Genomic DNA, 21,118 nt, shown 5'->3' with positions numbered 1-21,118 from the left:
TTCCGTAAACGAAATTCGATTAAATAACGCTGCTATCAAGCAAATTAAAAATATTGCGACTGCGCTACCGATTACTATGGACGATATAAAACCTATTTTTCTATTCATTTTCCGCTCCGAATAATTTTTGCACCAAATCGTCAATCAAGTTATCCCTTTGCTGTTTATCGGAAAAGTCAAACCTATCTTTATATAATTCCCAACGCAAAAAAATACCTTGTAAACCGTGAATAAGAAATACCGTTTTGAAAAACGTATCTTCGCTTTGTTTTAAGTTACTTGCATGGGAGTAATAGCGCGCCAAAGTTTGAAACGTGTTATCATTAACTTGACCTTGCATTAAGTCGCCCAAAATCGAAATCTTGGAAATTTCCGGATTTTCCATCAAAAAATCAATCGGAACTTTAACCGAACTTTTAAGTTTCTCAATAGGAGTAAATTGCGACAAATCAGGCTTTGATTGAGCAATTACCCCGCTTATTATTTGCTGTACACAAATATCGACCAAATTCTTTTTACTTTGAAAATGATAATTGATAAGTCCGACGCCTATACCCGCCCGTTTTGCTATTTCTCTGATTGTAATTTTATCGACATTTCCATTAGCTTCTTTAATCAAGTCTATTGTAACATCGATAATTTTATCTTTAATTTCCATTGAAACACCTCACTGAACATTGCTTTGAACAATGTTCAGTATATATTAAATCACCTGTTTTGTCAAACGTTTCAATAATATATTTGCCTATTTAAATAAACAATAATAAAAGCAGTCCGTCGTAGACTGCTCTTATTGTTTTGTATTCGCTTATAAATTTTAACTCAATAATTCGTTATAAAATTTAATATATTCTTTTGCACTGACCGTCCAACTGAAATCCGTGCGCATTGCCCTATCGACAAGTCCGTCCCATTTTTCGCGGTAGTCGCGGTAAAGCCCTGTCGCGCGGTCTATTGCGCCTATCAAATCATCGGCGGCATAACGCGAGAACTTATAACCGTTGCCGAAATCGCCGTTATATGCGTCGGTTATCGAATCCTGCAAGCCGCCCGTTTCGCGCACTATCGGAATAGTTCCGTATCTGCAAGCCATCATTTGCGACAGTCCGCAAGGCTCGCTTTTACTCGGCATTAAGAACATATCCGCGCCCGAATAAATCTTATGCGACAAATCCTTATCGAATGCAATCACAGCACGCATTTTGTCGTTATACCGCTCTTGCATATACGAAAAATAACCCTCATACTCGCTGTCGCCCGTGCCCAATATAACGAACTGAACGTCGCGCGAAAGTATTTCCGGCAACGCTTCGCGCACTATATCCAAACCCTTGTGCGACGCCAAGCGTGTTATCATGGCTATAATCGGCACGTCTTTGTTAATAGGCAACCACAACAACTTTTGCAATCCCGCTTTATCGAGAACTTTCCCGCTCTTATCCTCCGCATTGTAATGCGCGAAAAGTGCGGGATTTGTTTCGGGATTATACGTGACGGTATCTATTCCGTTGAGTATTCCGCGAAGTTTGTGAGTATTATGAATCAGTATGCCGTCCAATGTGTGAGCATAGTACGGATCCAGTATTTCTTTTGCATACGTCGGGCTTACGGTACTGACCGCGTCCGAATAATCTATCGCACCGCGCATTAAATTTATTTCGCCAAAGTGCTCGATACTTCCGAATTCATAATCGGGTATGCCGAACACATCGCCTATCATGGAACGGTGGAACCAGCCTTGATATTCTATGTTGTGTATAGTAAACACGGTCTTTATTCCGCCGTATCCGTCGCGGAACATATAAAAAAGTTTATAATAAATGGGAACAAGCGCAGTCTGCCAATCGTTGCAATGCAACACGTCAGGCATAAAATCGAGCCGCGGCAAAATGTCCAGCACCGCGCGACAGAAAAACGCAAAACGCTCGCCGTCGTCGCCGTAACCGTACAGATTTTTGCGCTTAAAGTAGTACTCGTTGTCTATGAAATAAAAAACGGTATTGCCTTCTTTTATACGAAACAGTCCGCAGTATTGATTGCGCCAAGACAGGTTTACAAACGTCCAGCAAACAAATTGCAAATCTTTGCGTCTGTTCTGCGGAAAACTCTCGTAGAGCGGTAAAATTACGCGCGCTTCATATTCGCCGCCGTCGTTCACGGCGCAAGGCAGACTGCCCAAGACTTCGCCGAGCCCGCCCGTTCCCGCAAACGGAAACGCTTCCGATCCGACAAAAAGAATTTTTCTTTTGCTTGCCTTTTTATTCTCGGGCTTTTTGACAACTTCGGTTGTTTTATCTGTTTTCTGCGGCTTTATTGATTTCTCTGTCGCCTGCGATTTAGCCGATTTGAATGCGGACGGAGTGGATTTTGTTTGCGTTGCTTTTGCTTTCGGCTTACTTGTTTCGGTTATTTTTTTAGGCATATTAAACTCCTGTCGTGCGACGGTTATATGACCGCGGATTTGGCAATGAAGTACGGGTGCGTTTGGTGACCGGACAGGGTACGATCTTCGAGAATAGTAACCAATTTATCGGCAATTACGCAATTCAAGCTGCTGTTTTTGCCGATGACCGATCCTTGAAACACAATTGAATTTGTGATTTTCGCGCCTTTTGCAACCTTAACGCCGCGGAATAATATGGAATTGCGCACTTCGCCTTCGATAACACAACCGTCGGCAATCAGCGAATTGGCTACCGTTGCGGTGCGTGCGATTTTACAAGGCGCGCTGTCGCGCACTTTGGTGTATATGTTTGCGCCGTCGCGATAAAACAGCTCGTCGCGGACATCTTTATTCAACAATTCGAGTGAGTGTTTATAATAATTGCTCAAACTGTCGATATTGGCAAAGTACCCCTCAATCATATACGCAAAAATTCTGTACTTGCCTGCGCCGCGCACAAGCACGTCTTTTGTAAAGCTGTTATAATTAAGTTCGTCGGCATTTTCCGCAATGTTCAACAGGAATTTGCGGTTCATGACGATAATATTAGCGAATACGGTATGTTCGCCGCTCGCCTTGTCGGTGTTTATAACTTTTGTTATACGCCCGTCGCCGTCTGTTTCGAGTACCGTGCGCGGCTTTTTGCTCGAAAGCGTTTTCTTACGTGCGACAACAGTTATATCTGCATGGCGATCGATATGCGATTGAATAACGTCCGAAAGATTTATATTGCAAACATTATCGCAATCGCTCATAACGACATATTCTTCGTCGCAGTGCCTAATAAACGGAAGTATGCTCTTTATCGTACCGAACCGAGTTTGGAAGGGGTCAAAGCCCGAATCGCTGAACGGCGGCAACATAATAAGCCCGCCGTTTTTGCGCGACAAATCCCAGTGCTTGCCGTTGCCGACATGATCCATAAGCGACTGATAGTTGTTTTTGGTAATTATGCCGACTTTTGTTATTCCGCTGTTGACCATATTCGATAACACAAAGTCTATAAGCCGAAACCTGCCGCCGAACGGAACAGATCCGAGCGACCGAACCGCAGTCAACTCGCCGACGTCTTTATCATGAAGATTACCGAAAATTATACCCAAAGTTTTCATGCTTTTACGCTCCCTTTTTCAACTATTTCGCCCGCTTTGAGTTTTGTTTTCGCAGGGATTGCCGTATCCCTGCCTATGAGCGTAATATGATTTTTATCGGAATTTTCGTCGCCTATAACCGCGCCGTCGCCTATAACAACGTTTTCGTCGACCATGCCGTAAGAAATTTTAACGTTTTTGCCGATTACAGAGCCTTGCATTACAACGCTGTTTTCGACAACCGCGCCCTCTTTTACGGTGACGCCCTCGCCGATAACCGAATTGATAACCGTGCCGTAAATTTCGCAACCCGTTGTCATAATTGAATTTACAAACTTTCCGTTATCGCCAATATACGACGGCGGAAGCGGCTCGTTGCGCGAATATATTTTAAACGACGGATCATCAATATCGAACGCAGGTTTGTCGCCGAGTAAATCCATATTAGCTTCCCAAAGGCTTGTAACCGTACCGACGTCTTTCCAATAACCGGAAAACGAATACGCGTAAAGCCCGCTTCCCGCTTTAAGCATTTTGGTTATAATATTTTTGCCGAAATCATTTACCGAATTTTTATCGGCTTCGTCGGCTATAAGCTCGCGCACAAGCACGTCTTTTTTGAATATGTATACGCCCATGCTCGCATGATTGCTTTTTGGCGATTTAGGCTTTTCCTCAAAGGAGTTAATTCGCATATTCTCGTCGTAATCCATAATGCCGAATCGGCTCGCCTCTTCGGGCGGCACGTCGAAAACAGCTATCGTGCAATCGGCGTTATGCTGTATATGCTGTGCGAGCATTTTGGAATAGTCCATTTTGTAAATATGATCGCCCGACAAAATAAGCACGTGTTCCGAATCGTACTCGTTAAGAAAATGCAAGTTTTGATATATAGCGTTAGCCGTGCCTTTATACCACTCTCCGCCCGCCTTTGCCTGATACGGAGGCAAAGTGTGCACTCCGCCGTAACTGCGATCCAAATCCCACGGCTCGCCGTTGCCTACATACTCGTTGAGTATCAACGGCTGATATTGTGTGAGTACGCCGACGGTGTCGATACCGGAGTTGGTGCAATTGGATAACGGAAAATCGATTATCCGATATTTTGCTCCGAACGAAACGGCGGGTTTGGCAACCATGTTTGTAAGAGCATACAGACGCGTTCCTTGACCGCCTGCAAGCAACATGGCTATGCACTTTTTCTTTTTCATACATACTCCTTACGCCCGTCGAACAACTCCGTCAAACGGTTATTTACTTTTAAAATTCTATTTCCAGCCCGTCGAACGACGTGATATAACCGAGCTTGTCCGCCTCGACTTTAAGTTCGTCGTAAGTTTGCCCGCCGTTATGCGAAAAATGATTGAGTACTATTTTAGTTTTGTCATCTACAAGCCCGTGCGATTTGAGTCTTTTGACTACTTCGGCGCACGTTTTTAAACTCATGTGCCAATACCGCCACTCGCCGTTTAGCCCCAAGCACCCCGTACAATCAAGCGATAACAAATCGTAATGTCCCTCGTTTTTAAGCAACGCAAAAGTTTCTTCGGGGAAATACCCTGTGTCGTGCGCATATAATAATTTTTTTCCGTCACACCCAACGGAATAAAATACAGGCGATATGTTCGGGTCGTGATCCGCTTTCAACGGCAAAATAGAATACTTGTTTCCGTTTACTGATAACTCGAAACTTTTTCCCGCTTCGACAAGCGTCGCGTTAATGACATTATCGCCTTTTATGCCCGATATTTTTTTTGTAAGTTTTTCGTATCCGTCGCTCGACGCGTAAAAATCGAACGAATGATGTTTTCCGCTGTAATGCTCGCCCAGAATTTCGACGTCGTCGATATACAAATGATCGCAATGCGAATGAGTAATCAAACATGCGCGCACTTTGTCGCAATCGTATCCGTATTTAAGAAAATGCGCAACGGTATCGGCGTTAAAATCGATAAGAACTTCGCCGTTTATAAGCGCCTGCGAGCGCGAGCGAATATTTTTTCCGCCACGCGCACGCGAATCATTACAAACTTTGCAATTACAAAATAAGGACGGAACACCCTCGTAAGCAGCTGTTCCCAAGTACATAATTTTCATATAGTTACCCCAACTGTATTTATTATACCACATGGATCTAAAAGATTCAATAGGTTTTGAAATTTTAATAACATAATTTTAGCAACCTCAATATATGTGCGATTGATTACCGCACAATCGGGTGTCGGTATTTCCGATATTTATTATAATATTCGGCGCAAATACGGAATACGAAAGATTCATCAGATGCGTAAAAATTGTTTTGCTTGCAATTGCGTCACAACAAACATCACTCTTTCATAGAGTTCTTTACAACCGATTATCTCCGCCGTTAAACACATCGAAATCGGTTATTTACACTCTGTTATATTCCACGTCCATGCGCCGAAGTCGGGCAAACGCGGCAACAACAGTCCCGCATTTTCAAGCGTTTTTCCGCTCGCCGTTATGCCCAATTCTTTTACTGTATAACGTTTATTCGGATCGAGTCCTTTAAGTTTGATAATATAGTTTAAGTCGCACGGCACGCCGTGAATACGCTCGCCCGCAACATACGCTTGCGATTTGTCCTTGGACACAAGCATCTCGCAGAAATAATTGCTATTAAACGGGCTTGACAACCTGTAAAGATCGCCGCGCAAAACAAGCTCGTCAATATTCTTATAGCTCGCAATCTGCCGTTTGATTTCTTCTTTTTCGCAATCGTCGAGCTTTGTCAAATCGAGTTCGTATCCTGTTGCGCCCAACGACGCTATTATTCCGCGCGTAGCAAGCGGCGTAATGCGTTGAGTTTGATGATTGGGGCAAGCCGAAACGTGACAACTCATAGCCGACACGGGATAGCACATAGACGTGCCCCACTGTATTTTGGTGCGCTCGAAAGCGTCGGTGTCGTCGCTCGTCCAAATCTGCGAGAAGTAGTACAGCATACCGCCGTCAAACCGTCCGCCGCCGCCTGCACAGCCCTCGAAAAACACGTTCGGGAACGCGGACGTCAAACGGTGAGCAAGGTCGTACACACCCAAAATGTAACGGTGCGCAAGCTCGCCTTGACGCTCGTAAGGCAATTTTTCCGAATAGAATTCGGTCATAAACCTATTCATGTCCCACTTTACGTACGAAATATTGCAACTTTTAAGAACTTTCGAAACCGCATCGTATATGTAATCTACAACATCTTTCCGCGAAAAATCGAGAATAAGCTGATTGCGTTGACGACTGGGCGTAACTCCGCGCTTTCCTATTGCAAAATCCGGATGCGCGCGGTATAAATCGCTGTCCTCATTGACCATTTCCGGCTCGAACCACAGTCCGAATTTCATTCCTTTTTCGGCGCAGTGCTCGGCGACGCCTTTCAGCCCGCCCTCGAGCTTCTTTTCGTTGACGAACCAATCGCCAAGCCCCGACTTATCGTCGTCGCGCTTGCCGAACCAACCGTCGTCCAAAACAAACGTATCTATGCCGAGCGGCGCGGCGGCGTCTATGATAGAAAAAAGTTTTTCGCGGTTAAAATCGAAATACGTCGCTTCCCAATTATTTATAACTATGGGACGACGCATAAACGCTCTGTCGGGATTGATAATGTAATTGCGGAAAAAATCGGCAAATTCGCGCGACATTCCGCCCAGTCCTTCCGCACTGTAACAGAGCGCGGCTTGCGGCGTTACAAACTTCTCACCGCCGTCGAGTATCCATTCGAAATTAAGGTCGTTAATACCGCCCTGCAAACGCAAAGCACCGAAGCATGACGCCTCTGCGGTAATGGCAAAAGACCCGCTGTAAATAAGATTAACGCCGATACACTCGCCCGACGTTTCGGTGCAAGTTTTGCGCAAAATTGCCGCAAACGGATTCATCGCGTGCGACGATCCGCCCTGCGAAGAATCCACTCGGACAGTACCCTTTCCTATGGGCGTAACTTCCGGCATGCGCTCCTGCGCCCAACGACCTTGCAACCGCATTATATCGTACTGCGCGTCGGGCAATTCCAAACAGAACGAAAACGCTTTGTTCAGTCTTACTTTATTCTTGCCGCAATTACGCAATATTGCGTTGCGCACTATTACGTCGCTGTCATCGAAAACGGTATAATTAAGCGAAATTTCCATATCGGAAAGTTCATCTTTTAATACGATGCATAGCGTTTTGCCGCCGCGACGGGCATGCGGCAAACTTCCGAAATCGGGCGCACCGTCAACGACTTCATGCGATTTATATACGAATCTCGACGCGCGGAAACCGTCCTCGCGCACAAACAAAGTCGAAGGCGCGCGGTAATCTCCCTTGCCGAAAAACGCATATTCCGACGGCATGCCGTTAAAAGCGTTGTCTATATTAAATCCATTGGGTTCGGGCGCGAGAGTCTTGGCGTAAACGCTTGTAAGATAGTCGTCGCCGTCCACTTTTTTGCCGTAATACACGAACTGTAAAGTACCCGCTTCGTTGACATATATTATATAGCTGTAATTCTTGCCGTCGAGTACGAATACTTTTTTCTTGTTGTCGATTTTAATCATGAGGTTCTCCTTAACCTGCAAATATTTTTTAAACGGACTTTATCTAAAGTATATAACATTTCTACCGCAAAAGCAATAGATCACGTTAATTTCCGAAAACCGAATATCAATCAACTGTTATTATTTCCACGGGAAAAACTTTGGATTTGGGGCTTGCGTCGCCCGTTTCTATTTTGCTTATAAGCATTTCCATACCGCATTTAATAACGTCGTCGAGCTTGCCTCCGACCGAGTTAATTTTTCGGCAGATAGACAAATAACGCCATACGCCGTCTACGCCGAAAATAGTATAATCGTTATAGCCGCAACGTTCCAAAACTTCCACTACAAACGAAGCAATTTCATCGTTGTAACAGAAAATAAAATCGTTTTTGTTTGTAATAATATTATTGCGTAAATCGACGTCATCGTAATCGTATTCGTCGCACGCAACGTTGCTTTCCCTGATCGCGTCTAAAAATCCGCAACGCCTATCCTTGTTGCCTACCCAAACTTTACTGCCCGCAACGTAACACGGACGGGTTCTTCCCGACTTTAAAAATTCTTTGCCGACCAATTCCCCGCTCATATAATCGTTGGGATAAACTGCGCTTACTTCCTTGTTGCCGATATTAACGCCTATAAGCACCAACGGAATATTCCCGTAAATGCAGTAATTTTTTACATCATCGTTCATATTGGAAAAAGATATAATACCGCAAACTCGACTGCTTATAATATCCATTAGCAAATCTTTTGTCACTATATTATTGCGACAAACCATAATCAGCGGAATATAACCGAGATCGGATAATTGCGCCAACAGCAAGTTCAACGACACCGTAAAAAACGGATTGGTCGTGGAAGAAATTACAACACCGACAAGGTTTGTATTTTTGTTACGCAAATAGCCCGCTATGTTATCGGGCACGTACCCCATACTCTCCGCAAGATCTTTTATCTTGCGTTTGGTTTTGGCTCCTATGTCCGAACAATCGCGCAACGCTCTCGATACCGTGTTAATAGAACAGTTTGCGGCTTCGGCTATGTCCTTCAATTTGACCGTCATAGGCATAGTATCACCATTTTCTCCTTAACTTTATCGTTAATATATGCCTATTATAATCGACATTATCGTTAATGTCAATAGGTTTGCAAAAAATAAAATAAGATTTTTTATTGTGATATAATGCTAAACCGCACACACAGTCAAATAACTCCTAAATTTTATCAAAACGCTTTAAAAGCCGAGAATATTGTGCTATAATAAGATATATGAAAGGCATGTTATGGAATCCGTGGCACGGTTGTCATAAATGCAGTGAGGGCTGTCTTAACTGTTATGTTTACTACCTTGACGGCAAGCGCGACAAAGACGCAAGCGTTATCACCCGCTCCAAAACAAACTTTGATTTGCCTATTAAAAAAGACCGCTCGGGAAATTACAAAGTCGGTACGGGTTGCGAACTTGCGACCTGTTTCACATCGGATTTTTTCATTGAGGAAGCAGACGACTGGCGCGGCGAAGCGTGGGATATTATAAGAGCGCGCCGCGACGTTACTTTTTTGATATGCACTAAACGCATTAACAGAATGTCCGACTGCTTACCCGCCGACTGGGGCGACGGATATGACAATGTGAAAATTGCCGTGTCTTGCGAAAATCAAAATCGCGCCGACGAACGCTTGCCGTTTTTGCTCGACGTTCCCGCAAAAAACAAAAACGTATTCGTCGCGCCTATCCTTGAATATGTGTGCCTCGACAAATATCTTGCGTTCGGGCAAATCTCGTCGGTTTCTGTGGGCGGCGAATCTTATGCAAACGCGCGGGTTTGCGACTTTGAATGGATTAAAAAAATAAAATTGTCGTGCGACAAATACGGAGTAAAGTTCGATTTTCACCAAACAGGTTCTAATTTTTTAATGAACGGCAAGCAATATAAAATAAAGCACCGCGACGAATACGGTCAAGCAAAAAAAGGCTCGCTGTATCTTAACTCGCTAACCGACAATCGATAATTTTGAAATTGCATAGCAAAAGCCCGCGCTTAATCTACTATTTGCACGGGCTTTTATTATAATTTATTAAACTTTAATATCAGGCTCAAACGGCACATATTTTTCCGTCTTAAACAGCGGATCGATATACTCGTTTATAAAATCATCCACTTGCTCCGAGGCTCTGCCTATAAAGTTTTTGGGCGAGAGTATTCCGTCTATTTTGTCCTTGACGGCGGCAAAGCGTCCGTCGGCTTTAATTCTATCGATCAAGTCGTTGCGTTCGCCGCGCTCTTTAACGGCGCGCGCGCTTTCCATGGAGTGACAGCGGATAGCTTCGTGCAACTCTTGCCTGTCGCCACCCTCTTTAACGCACTCCATCAATATTTCTTCTGTCGCCATAAAGGGCAACTCGTCGTTAATTCTGCGCGCTATTACGTTGGGATACACAACCATGTTTTCGGTAATGTTAATATATATATTCAGCACGCCGTCGAGCGCGAGAAACGCTTGCGGAATTGTAAGACGCTTATTTGCGCTGTCGTCCAGCGTGCGCTCGAACCACTGCGTCGAGGACGTAACCGCCTCGTTAAACGGCATGGATTCCACGAAACGCGCAAGAGCGCAAATGCGCTCGCTTCGCATAGGGTTGCGCTTATATGCCATTGCCGAAGATCCGATTTGTGTTTTTTCAAACGGCTCCTCTACCTCTTTGAAAGACTGCATAATGCGCATGTCGTTGGCAAATTTGTACGCGCTTTGCGCTATCTGCGACAACACGGAAACAACCGAATAATCGAACTTACGCGTATATGTTTGACCGCTGACTGCGAACACGTCTTTAAAGCCCATTTTTTCGACGACTTTGCGTTGAAGTTCTTTGACCTTATCCCCGTTGCCGTCGAACAACGATAAAAAGCTCGCTTGCGTGCCTGTCGTGCCCTTAACGCCGCGCAGTTTGTAATTGTCCGTTATGTGTTTAAGATCGGCGTAGTCGAGATACAAATCGTACAGCCAAAGCGTTGCGCGCTTGCCGAGCGTTGTGAGCTGGGCGGGCTGTAAATGCGTGTAACCGAGCACGGGCAAATCTTTGTATTTAAGCGCGAACGCACGTAACTTGTCCATTACGGTGAGCATTTTTTCGCGCACTACGTTAAGCGCGTCGTATATCTGAATAAGCTCCGCGTTGTCTGTTACAAAACAACTGGTTGCGCCGAGGTGTATAATAGGCTTTGCCTTTTTTGCCTGCTCGCCGAACGCATGAACGTGCGCCATTACGTCGTGACGAACGATTTTTTCCTCTTTGATGGCAAAATCATAATTTATATCTTCCGCAAACTTCTTCATTTGCGCAATCTGCTCGTCGGTAATGTTCAAGCCTAATTCTTTTTCGCTTTCGGCAAGCGCAATCCAAAGTTTGCGCCAAAGTTTAAACCTGTAATCGTCCGAAAATATTTCGGCTGTTTTTCTGTCCGCATAACGTGTAATTAGCGGGTTTTCGTAAATGTCTTTCATTTTATTTCTCCGAATTGAAAAAACTGTATGCGTTGAAGTAAAATATTTTATAGATTGTTTTCTCGTCGTATCCCCGCTTCCGCAAACCGTCGGCAACTTTAGCAAGTCCGTCGTAATCTTTTACGTCCGTCGGGAGATCGACAGAGCCCAAAAAGTCCGTACCTATCGCCAAATGCTCCGCACCGTACTCTTGAACAAAACCGTCTATTACGTTTTGCAGTTCGTCGCAAGTATGCGCGTCGGTAAAAGCGGTTACGGCGCTCAAACCAATTATTGCACGTTTATCAAGCAAAGCACAGATTTGCCCGTCATCCAGCGATCGCAAATGACCGCTGAAACCCGTATGCGAACACAGTACTTTATCCGCGCAATCGATAGCCGCGTAAAAACTTTTTTTGTTTAAGTGCGCTACGTCCAGCGCGCAACCGCTTCTGCCTATTATCGATATTGCGCGTTTTCCGACGTCGGTCAACTCGCCGTCGTCCAGCGCACCGCCCGCAAAAGCATTGTTATAATTCCAAGTAAGCGAACTGTACGCATATGCGGAAAAGTCAAAAGTTTCATATCTGTTTAATTCCGATAAAAAACCAATATCTTCTATCGCTATCGGAACTTTCAAAGCCGTAAGCGCAATAGTCAAGCGCGAAACTTCTTTATAGGCGTTTGAGCCAAGTTCGGAAGTCCAAATCGCCGCCGTCGCGGTCACTCCCGCAGGCAAACCCGAAACGTATTTACTTACTGCGTCGGATTTTAAAGCCGTCGGGTAATCGTTGTGCAAGTCGTATATCATACTCGATATTTATGCCTTGCGCCCTACCGATTATTCTTGCTCCTCGTCCAAAAGCGCCGTAGAAATTTGAAGTATGGGACGGTAGAAATTCGACTGTTCGATTTCGCCTATTTTGAACTCGCTCAACATGAGAAAATCTTCCGACGCAATTTTGCAAACTTTGACTATTTTTGCGCGCGTTTTGTCCTTGCCCACCGAAAAATCAACGTACTTTTTAAGCGCGGGCGCGCAGCAACATGCCGCGTCGAACAACACTTTACGATAAATTTCCAATTCCGCGTCGCGAGCATTTTGCAGTTTTTTATGCGCTTTTTCTATTCTTTCGATATCGGGCACAACGTACATGTCGATAATTTCGTACAGCTTTTCGTAAAAATCGTGCAACCGATCGGCAATGCTGTTGTCTATTTCGTAACTGTCGACCAAAAAACGCGTAAGAATATCGCACCAATCGACAATATCGACAAACTTACCGAACCGCACTTCGACAAGTTTCTTGTCGTTCATAACGACGCGCGGGAATAATAAACGGTAAACCAATTTAAGCCCGTCGAAAAACAATTTCGCATGCTGTTTGTTTTGACGACTGCACATGGAACGGTAGCAGTTGAGATAAGTAAATCTCAACGCCGTTTCGCAGTCCGCCAGCATGTTTTCATACTCGCTGATAAAACCGATTAAACGCTTTTTCTCATAAGGTTTATTCGCCTCGTCAAACTTATCCATACGCGCCAACACTTTTTCGTTAAACGCATAGTTGGGCTTGAAGTCGGGCGAAAAATTATTGCCGTCGAATTTGCTGTCCAACGAATGACCGAAAAAGCAATAGTCGTTGCAAAGCGACAACAATTTTTTGTATATTTCATCGTTGGGCGAAAACAGTTCGCCGTCCTTTTCCACGGTCTGCACCGCTTTATAGCAAGTCTTAACCGCACACTCCACAAGCTCCACCAAAGCGGCTGTCACTTCGGGCGCAAACGACATAATAAGCTCGCGATCGATCTTAAACAATTCCAACAGCTTTTCGAGATCTGCTATGGAAACTTTGCGATACGCGTCTATATCGCTATCAAACAATTTATCTCGCGAAGCGAGTCTGCGCGTTACTATAATTTTAACGTCGGACAACATTGCTTTAATAAAAGTCAACTTGTCCGCAACGGGCGCGTTGGAACGCGACATTACCGTCAACGCATTGCGCGTCATACTCACTATGCCGTTCATAACGTCGAAACTTTTATTCGTTTCGTGCAAATAAATATCGCAGAGCGCGACAAAATATTGCGCGGTATACGAATTTAAGTTAGCGTCGAGCGCCTTCTTAAAATGGTCGTATGCTCCGGCAAAATCGGCGTTTACAAAATGATTTTTGGCGGACGACAACTCACGCGCTTCCACGCGCGGATCGACTAATAATTTATTTTTTTGCAATTCCGCAAAACCGAACTCCTCGCCGCAATCGGGACAAGCGAGCTTTGCCGTTCTTTCGACGTTAATGGTTTTATAGCAGTGCGGACATATCGCAAGTACGGGCATAGATATTTCCTCCTAAAAAAATCGCGCGCCGCATAATAGCCGACACGCGATTACATGTTTTTGTGTTAATCGTTCTGCTTGTCTTTTTCCGCCGCGTCGTCATTGACATTTTTTAACAAGTTGGCAAAAACATTATTATCCGATTTCTCGCTGTAAACGTCGCTTTCCTCGACGACCTTTTTAGCCGACTTCGTCGTCTTTGCCGCAGGCTTTTCTTCGTCCAAGCATGCGCGGATACTCAACGTCGTTTTGCGGTGCTGTTCGTCGTAAGCAAGAACTTTTACGTTTACTTCGTCGCCCGCGTGCAACACTTCGTTAATGTCTTTGACATACGTAGCTGCCGCTTCCGACACGTGAACCAAGCCCTCTACTCCGGGTTCGATTTCCACAAACGCGCCGTAAGGCAATACGCTTATAACCTTGCCGACAACCGTGGATCCGACGGGGTGTTTTTCCATGCACTTGTCAAACGGGTGCGGCTGTAATTCTCTGTAACCGAGCGACACGCGCTGTTTTTCTCGGTCGGTCTTTAATACCAAAAAGTCGTAAGTTTTGCCTATTTCCAAAACTTCGTCGGGCGAATCTATGTGCGAATACGACAGGTGGTCGATATGAGCCAAACAGTCGATACCGTCAACGCTGACAAACGCGCCGTAAGAACTGATGCGTTTGACTTCGCCCGCAACAACGACGTCGGGCTTGACGTTATCCCAGAATATTTCGGCTTTCTTGTCCTTTTCGTCCTTTTCCTCTTGCAGGATAACGCGTTGCGAAGCGACAATCTTGCGATTTAAATCGTCTATATCGAGCGCGCGCAAGCGAAGCGTTTTGCCGACGAACTTTTTAAGATCGGGAACGAATTTAAGCCGTATTTGCGACGCCGGAACGAAAACGCGATAAGTACCGAGCGATCCGATAAGTCCGCCCTTAATGTCCTTTTTAACGACAATCTCAAAGACCTCGCCGCCGCGGATTTGATCGACCGCCTCGTCCGTCTTGCGCAACAAATCGGCGCGACGCTTGGACAGCAGTACGCAACCGCTCACGTCGTCGCGTTTTTTCGTGACTATAGCGGTGATTTCCGTACCTGCGGGATAATCTTCGGGCTTATACTCGCCGTCCTCGCAAACTTCGGCTTTGTCTATAAAGCCGTCGTTTTTGCCTCCGACATTTACGCGTATGCCGTCCGCGCTTGCGGAAAGCACCGTTCCCGTGATAGCCTTACCCTCGCGGATAGCTACGGTTGCTTTGTTGATGGCTTCGATAAATTCCTCGTTGCTCGCTTCGCCAAATTCTTGACCCATGTAAGTCTTTACCTCCATAATCGACTCGGTCGGAGTCGATGCCCCTGCGACGATACCTACCACATCGCTACGGGAAAAATTGATATTTTTGAGTTCGCCTATCGAATGAATAAAATGTGTATTGACGTTTTTCGCCGCGCAGAGGTCGTACAGTTTGTTGGTGTTTGAACTTGATTTATCACCTACAACAAGCACAACGTCGCTGGTTTCGGCAAGACCCACCGCTTCTTTTTGGCGCTCATAAGTAGTATAGCAAATCGTGTCGAAAATTTCAACCGTTTTTGCTTGGATTTTATGTATTTTTTTAGAAATTTCTTTAAATTTTTTTCCGTCGTAAGTCGTCTGACAAACGAAGCAAAGTTTGTCATACTTCGACAGCTCCGTTAAATCGCTGTCGTTATCGACGACGGTAGCGGTGTTGTCGCACCAACCCGCTGTCGCAATCACTTCCGGATGGTCTGCGCCGCCTATTATCACTACATGATAACCGTCTTTATAATGTTTATAAACAATATCGTGAATTTTAACAACAAACGGACATGTTGCGTCGATTATTTGATAACCGCGCATACGGATACCGTCGTAAGTGGCTTTGTCCGCGCCGTGCGAGCGGATTATAACCTTGCCCGTTTCCCCGTCTTTAAGCGGCGGCAAGCTCTCGACGCCGTCGATTTTTTTCAGCCCTTTGGCTTCGAGCGAAGCGACCACGTCGCGGTTATGTATTATATCGCCGAGCAGATAGCAATTAGGCTCGGCGGCGTAACGCTGCGCCGTTTCGACGGCTTTTTTTACGCCGAAACAAAAGCCCGCGTTACTTGCAACGAGAATTTTTAGCATATTCCTTTTTGGCGGCTTTATATTGCCTGTCGAGCGCGCGCTTTTCGAGTTTTTGTTTTTTGCGCTCGCGCTTATAGCCCTTTTGCTCCACCCAAACATCGAGTTTGTCGAGCGTATTTTGCAACGCTATTCTAAAACGCTCGGTCGCTTCTTTGAGCACGCTTTCGTCCGTTCTTTTACCGTACAAGTCCGATAAATCCACGGGATCGCCGACGCCCAAGTAGTTGCGACGGAACATCTTGCCCTTGTGGTGTACGACGTAAGGAACAACCTGCGCGTCGCCTTTCAGCGCAAACAGCGCCGCGCCCGAGTGTAACGGTTGCAATTCTCTGTTTACGCGGTTGCGCGTGCCCTCCGGACAAATCGTAAGAATTTCGCCGTTTTTCAAAGCGTTAATGCAAGTGCGCATTGCCGACAGTTCGGGCTTGTCGCGATCTACGAAAATAACGCCTATGCTGTGCATAAACGCGCGCTGTAAACGGTTGCCCGAATTTTCTTTTTTGGATAAAGGACGTTTAATCCCTCCCGGTAATCCGAAATAAATATACAGTATATCCATCCATGACAAATGGTTGGATATAATTATCTGTCCGCGCGCGTACTTTTGATACTTGTGCTTGTCCATAACCTTGCACGGACACAGCAATAGCGACAACGGGAAAAGTATGATTTTTAAAAATCTAAACCACGCTCTCACGCCAAATCCTCCGTAACGCAGTCGGTTATTACAGCCGCGACTTGTTCCGCCGTAAGATTGTCGGAGTTTATCTCTATTGCGTCGTATGCGCGTTTTAACGGCGCGACGGCGCGCGTGCTGTCGTTTTTGTCGCGCGTAACAACGTCTTTATAAACGTCATCGTAACTGACTTTTTGTCCTTTTGCCGTCAACTCGTCATACCTGCGTTTTGCGCGGATTTTCGCCGACGCAGTCAAAAAGAATTTAAACTCCGCACACGGCAAAACGACCGTACCTATATCCCTGCCGTCGAGTATGACCGAACTGGACGAAGCTATATCGCGCTGTATGCCGAGCAGTTTTTGCCGCACATACGGAACTGCCGACACAGCCGAAGCCGCCATCGACACCTCGGGCGTGCGTATCTTTCCCGACACGTCCGCGCCGTCGAGAATAACGCACTGAACGCCGTCTTTGTATTCTATCGTAACGTTTGCGTCCGTCAAACATTTTTCAACGGCTTTTCCGTCCGCGGTGTTTACGCCGTCCGTCAAGCACTTTAAGCCCAATGCCCTGTACAGCGCGCCGGTGTCGAGATATGTTATTTTAAGTTTACTCGCCACCGCCTTGGCAACGGTACTCTTGCCCGCGCCCGACGGTCCGTCCAGCGCGATAGCATAAACAGACGTTAAGTCGGTGCGGAGCGCGCGCGCGCCGTTAAGATAAACGGGTTTTGCGTCGTTATCCGAATTCGCCGTCACCATCACGCGAATACAGCCTTTAACCGAGCCGTCTATACTCGGTTCCGCACATGACATAAGCGGCACGTTATGCCCCGCCTCGCGCACCGCGCGTGCGGGCGAAAACGCCGTTAGATCTTCGGTTACGGTAAACGTAATGTTGACGACATTGTCGTCGGTAATGCCGTTTTTAAAGTACAGCCTGCCCAAAAGCCGCACTGCGGCTTGCCGTATTCCGTCCTTGCTATTGTGCGCCGTAATTGCGCCGCGTATGGAAACAAGTTTAGTCATGTGTTTGCTCCGCCGCGCTTGTTCCGGCAACGTAACCGGTCGCAAGCGCGATATGAAAATTATATCCTCCGGTCAACGCGTCTACGTCAAGAACCTCGCCGCCGAAGTACAGCCCCGCGGTTATGCGCGACTGCATTGTTTTGGGATCTATCTGCTTAACGTCTACGCCGCCGTTGGTAACGACTGCGCGTTCGAGCCCCGCGTTGCCGACAACGGTAAGTCCGAAGTTTTTTATAAGCTCCGCAAGCCGTCGTCGCTCCGATTTGGTAATTGAATTTACCTGCCGCGCGCTCGATATACCCGACCTGTTTATTATATACGGAATTATCGATTTTGGCAAGAGTAAGTCAAGCGCATTTTTAAATTGTTTGTTTAACTGCGCGCCGAAATCGCGCAAAATGCGCGCATCCAATTCTTCCGCGGTCATAGCGGGTTTAAAATCCACACTGATATTATACGGAAAATCGCGCCGCGCGGCGTATGCGGACAACGTCAATATTATCGGTCCGGATACGCCGTTGTCCGTAATCATCATATCGCCGAAAATCGGTTTAATGCCGTCGGCGCGGACCGCGACGTTTTTGAGCGTAAGCCCTTCCGCTTCCGACATGCGCTCTTTGACATAAAGTTCGACGAGCGAGGGTTTGCCCGAAATAACGGCGTGTCCCAATTTTTCGATTAAGCCGTAAGAACTTCCGTCCGAGCCCGTGACGGAATAACTTATACCGCCCGTACACATTATTACAGCGTCGAATTTTTCCGTCTGCTTCGTGCGCGTAGACGTGTCAAGCGAATATATTATAAACCCGTCGGCGGTCTTTGTTATATCGGCAATGCGACAGTCCGTGCGAATTTCTGCGCCGTTGCTTTCCGCATACTTGCGCAACGCCTTTGTCACGTCGCTCGCCTTGTCCGACAGCGGGAACGCGCGGCGACCGCGTTCGGTTTTTGTCGCGCAACCGTTGGCGTTTAAAAGCTCCATAGCGTCGTAAGGCGTAAACTTTGACAACGCCGATCGCAAAAACGGCGCGTTCGTAACCACGTTTTGCAAAAACGTTTGATTGTCGCAAACGTTGGTAAAGTTGCACCTGCCCTTGCCCGTTATATAAATCTTTTTGCCGATTTTTTCGGTGTGCTCGAACAAAACGACGTTCGCGCCCTTCGCGCTTCCTGCGGCAGTCAAGCCCGCCGCGCCGCCGCCGATAACAGCAATATTCATAATTCCAACTTCGCTCCCGCAATGCTGTCGAGCGCGACGTAATCTGTGCGGTCGAGTTTTAACGGCGTAACGGTTATATATCCGTCGAGGCAATATCCTTCGTCGGTTTCACCGTCCAAATCGCAATAGCTCCTGTCGCCTGTGGGATCTATCGTCGTTTGGTCGATATATTTATAATCGTCTATAAACGTGCGCTGTGTGTTCATGCGGACGAACTTAACGCCTTTCGGCTCTGCGTTTGGAAAATTGATATTAAGCATCGTGCGCGGCGAAATGTCCATCGCCGTAAGCGCGGTTAAATTCTTTTTTACAAACCGCGCGCATCGCATGTACTGTTGATAATCGGCGTGTTTATTATCGAGCGACAGAGCAATCGCGCGCAAGCCGTAATACGAGGCTTCCGCCGCCGCGGACACCGTACCCGAATACCAAATATCACTGCCCAAATTTTCGCCGCGGTTTATTCCCGAAATTACCAAGTCGGGAGATTTGCACAGCAAAGTCATAGCGACTTTTACGCAATCCGCGGGCGAACCGTCAACGGCATAAGTTTTATAATCCCGCCCCGAAATTTCTCTGTACGGCAAAACGCGCGGCGGCAATGTTATGGAATGTGACGCCGCGGATTTTTGATTATCGGGCGCGACAACCGTAACGTCGTGTCCGTCCTTAAATAAATCGGCGACGGCTTGCAATCCTTCCGAATCGAAGCCGTCGTCGTTGGTTAGCAATATTCTCATATAGGTTGAACTAAATTGTCTTTATCGCAGATGGTTTTGTCCACGCCGTGCAATTTTGCTTCGCGCTTTTTAAAGAACGGGATAGCAAGTTGCGGGAACAGCGCGTAAGTGAGAACGTCCTCTTCCTGAATAGCGTATTCCTCGATTTCCTTTTTGTATTTATCGAGTTCGGGCGCGATATTGTCGGCGGGTCTGCACGTTATGCGCGGCGTATCGCCTATTATCTTTTTGACGATCTTTGCGTCGGGTTCGATGGGCAGTCTGCCGTACTCGCCCGCCAAAACGCCTTTGGTTTCCTTGGTGACGGTTTTATACCGCTCGCCCATAAGGACGTTAAGCACCGCTTGCGTACCGACAATCTGCGAACTGGGCGTAACAAGCGGCGGGTACCCGAGATCCGCGCGCACTCTGGGCACTTCTTCCAACACTTCCGTAAGCCTGTCGGACGCGTTCTGTTGCTTTAACTGGCTTATAAGATTGCTCAACATGCCGCCGGGGACTTGATATATAAGCGCATTTACGTCCACTTTGAGAACTTTGGGATTTAGTATGCCGTCGGCGACAAGTCTGTCCGCCACTTTGCGGAAGTACACCGTGCATTTATTCAGTTTGTCGAGGTCAAGACCCGTGTCGTACTCCGTGCCTTGGAGCGACGCGACAAGCGATTCCGTAGCGGGCTGGCTCGTGCCGTTACCGAGCGGCGACAACGCCGTATCGACAATGTCGCAACCCGCTTCGATAGCTTTTAGGTTGACCATATCGCCCGTGCCCGCCGTGTTGTGCGTGTGCAAGTGAACGGGTATTTTGACCTTGTCCTTAATGCGCGAAACAAGTTCGTAAACGGTGTACGGCAAAAGCAAGTTTGCCATGTCCTTGATACATATAATATCAGCGCCCATTTGTTCGAGCTTGACCGCAAGATCGACGAAATAATCGATAGTATGAACTTTACTCGTCGTATAGCACAACGCAGCTTCTACGGTGCCGCCGTACTTTTTGGTGCTGTCAATCGCTTGTTTCATATTGCGAATATCGTTGAGCGCGTCGAATATGCGGATTATATCTACGCCGTTCTTCAACGACAAACGGCAAAACTCGTCCACAACATCGTCGGCATAATGCTTATAGCCGAGTATGTTTTGTCCGCGGAACAACATTTGCAGTTTGGTATTGGGTATCGCTTTTTTAAGCGAACGCAAACGATCCCAAGGGTCTTCGTCCAAATATCGCAAGCATGAATCGAACGTCGCGCCGCCCCACGCTTCGAGCGCGTAAAAACCGACGTCGTCCAACAGCTTTGCCGCGGGCAACATTTCGTCGGTGCGCATACGCGTCGCGGCTTGCGATTGGTGCGCGTCGCGCAATATTGTTTCCATAATCTTGACTTTTGCCATAATTCACTCCGT

17 protein-coding genes are annotated in these 21,118 nt (G+C 46.6%); 1 reads left to right on the top strand and 16 read right to left on the bottom strand.

The window, feature by feature from the left end; translation table 11 throughout:
- Nucleotides 1–100 precede the first annotated feature (100 nt).
- The 7 genes from NFR57_RS06095 to NFR57_RS06065 form a co-directional block, all read right to left on the bottom strand.
- A complete protein-coding gene (locus tag NFR57_RS06095) occupies nt 101–658 on the bottom strand; it encodes a TetR/AcrR family transcriptional regulator (protein WP_251182954.1) in 558 nt (185 codons plus the stop codon).
- A 159-nt stretch (nt 659–817) separates the two neighbouring features.
- Entirely contained in the window at nt 818–2,422 is a 1,605-nt protein-coding gene (glgA, locus tag NFR57_RS06090) for a glycogen synthase GlgA (protein ID WP_251182953.1), read from the bottom strand.
- A gap of 23 nt (nt 2,423–2,445) precedes the next feature.
- A complete protein-coding gene (glgD, locus tag NFR57_RS06085) occupies nt 2,446–3,555 on the bottom strand; it encodes a glucose-1-phosphate adenylyltransferase subunit GlgD (RefSeq protein WP_251182952.1) in 1,110 nt (369 codons plus the stop codon).
- The gene (locus NFR57_RS06080) at nt 3,552–4,745 is read right to left on the bottom strand and encodes a glucose-1-phosphate adenylyltransferase (RefSeq protein ID WP_251182951.1); all 1,194 of its coding nucleotides are present in this window, start codon (nt 4,743–4,745) and stop codon (nt 3,552–3,554) included. The genes glgD and NFR57_RS06080 overlap by 4 nt, the downstream gene beginning before the upstream one ends.
- Before the next feature lie 49 nt (nt 4,746–4,794).
- Entirely contained in the window at nt 4,795–5,631 is an 837-nt protein-coding gene (locus tag NFR57_RS06075; RefSeq protein ID WP_251182950.1) for an MBL fold metallo-hydrolase, read from the bottom strand.
- Between the two features lie 290 nt (nt 5,632–5,921).
- Nucleotides 5,922–8,087 carry an alpha-galactosidase gene (locus tag NFR57_RS06070; protein WP_251182949.1) on the bottom strand — a complete coding sequence of 722 codons (2,166 nt, stop codon included), beginning with the start codon at nt 8,085–8,087 and terminating at the stop codon, nt 5,922–5,924.
- 106 nt (nt 8,088–8,193) lie between these two features.
- Nucleotides 8,194–9,135: a LacI family DNA-binding transcriptional regulator gene (locus tag NFR57_RS06065; protein WP_251182948.1), complete on the bottom strand. Its 942-nt coding sequence runs from the start codon at nt 9,133–9,135 to the stop codon at nt 8,194–8,196.
- A gap of 206 nt (nt 9,136–9,341) precedes the next feature.
- Here NFR57_RS06065 and NFR57_RS06060 point away from each other — a divergent pair, with 206 nt between their 5' ends.
- Nucleotides 9,342–10,085 carry a DUF5131 family protein gene (locus tag NFR57_RS06060; RefSeq protein ID WP_251182947.1) on the top strand — a complete coding sequence of 248 codons (744 nt, stop codon included), beginning with the start codon at nt 9,342–9,344 and terminating at the stop codon, nt 10,083–10,085.
- Nucleotides 10,086–10,151: 66 nt separating this feature from the next.
- On the opposite strand, the gene purB is transcribed toward NFR57_RS06060, so the two are convergent.
- From purB to NFR57_RS06015, 9 genes are all read right to left on the bottom strand, one after another.
- On the bottom strand, nt 10,152–11,579 hold the full coding sequence (purB, locus tag NFR57_RS06055; RefSeq protein WP_251182946.1) for an adenylosuccinate lyase: 1,428 nt from the start codon (nt 11,577–11,579) through the stop codon (nt 10,152–10,154).
- A 1-nt stretch (nt 11,580) separates the two neighbouring features.
- Nucleotides 11,581–12,369 (bottom strand): dipeptidase, encoded by a 789-nt coding sequence (locus tag NFR57_RS06050; protein ID WP_251182945.1) that lies wholly within the window; start codon nt 12,367–12,369, stop codon nt 11,581–11,583.
- Between the two features lie 30 nt (nt 12,370–12,399).
- Complete coding sequence (locus tag NFR57_RS06045; RefSeq protein WP_251182944.1) at nt 12,400–13,905, bottom strand: hypothetical protein; 1,506 nt, start codon at nt 13,903–13,905, stop codon at nt 12,400–12,402.
- A 65-nt stretch (nt 13,906–13,970) separates the two neighbouring features.
- Nucleotides 13,971–16,046 carry a bifunctional 4-hydroxy-3-methylbut-2-enyl diphosphate reductase/30S ribosomal protein S1 gene (locus NFR57_RS06040; RefSeq protein ID WP_251182943.1) on the bottom strand — a complete coding sequence of 692 codons (2,076 nt, stop codon included), beginning with the start codon at nt 16,044–16,046 and terminating at the stop codon, nt 13,971–13,973.
- Nucleotides 16,021–16,743 carry a lysophospholipid acyltransferase family protein gene (locus NFR57_RS06035; protein WP_251182942.1) on the bottom strand — a complete coding sequence of 241 codons (723 nt, stop codon included), beginning with the start codon at nt 16,741–16,743 and terminating at the stop codon, nt 16,021–16,023. Before NFR57_RS06035 ends, NFR57_RS06040 begins: the two co-directional genes overlap by 26 nt.
- A complete protein-coding gene (gene cmk / locus NFR57_RS06030; protein WP_251182941.1) occupies nt 16,740–17,753 on the bottom strand; it encodes a (d)CMP kinase in 1,014 nt (337 codons plus the stop codon). The genes NFR57_RS06035 and cmk overlap by 4 nt, the downstream gene beginning before the upstream one ends.
- Entirely contained in the window at nt 17,746–18,972 is a 1,227-nt protein-coding gene (locus NFR57_RS06025) for a BaiN/RdsA family NAD(P)/FAD-dependent oxidoreductase (protein ID WP_251182940.1), read from the bottom strand. The genes cmk and NFR57_RS06025 overlap by 8 nt, the downstream gene beginning before the upstream one ends.
- Nucleotides 18,969–19,712 (bottom strand): 5'/3'-nucleotidase SurE, encoded by a 744-nt coding sequence (surE, locus tag NFR57_RS06020; protein WP_251182939.1) that lies wholly within the window; start codon nt 19,710–19,712, stop codon nt 18,969–18,971. The genes NFR57_RS06025 and surE overlap by 4 nt, the downstream gene beginning before the upstream one ends.
- Nucleotides 19,709–21,106, bottom strand: a complete 1,398-nt coding sequence (locus tag NFR57_RS06015) for an oxaloacetate decarboxylase subunit alpha (RefSeq protein WP_251182938.1) — start codon at nt 21,104–21,106, stop codon at nt 19,709–19,711. Before NFR57_RS06015 ends, surE begins: the two co-directional genes overlap by 4 nt.
- Between the last annotated feature and the right edge of the window lie 12 nt (nt 21,107–21,118).

Source organism: Anaerocaecibacter muris (assembly GCF_943192945.1).
In the GTDB taxonomy this organism is placed as follows: Bacteria; Bacillota; Clostridia; order Christensenellales; family Pumilibacteraceae; genus Anaerocaecibacter; species Anaerocaecibacter muris.
The sequence above is the reverse complement of the archived record's forward strand: the minus strand, read 5'-3'. Positions and strand labels throughout refer to the sequence as shown.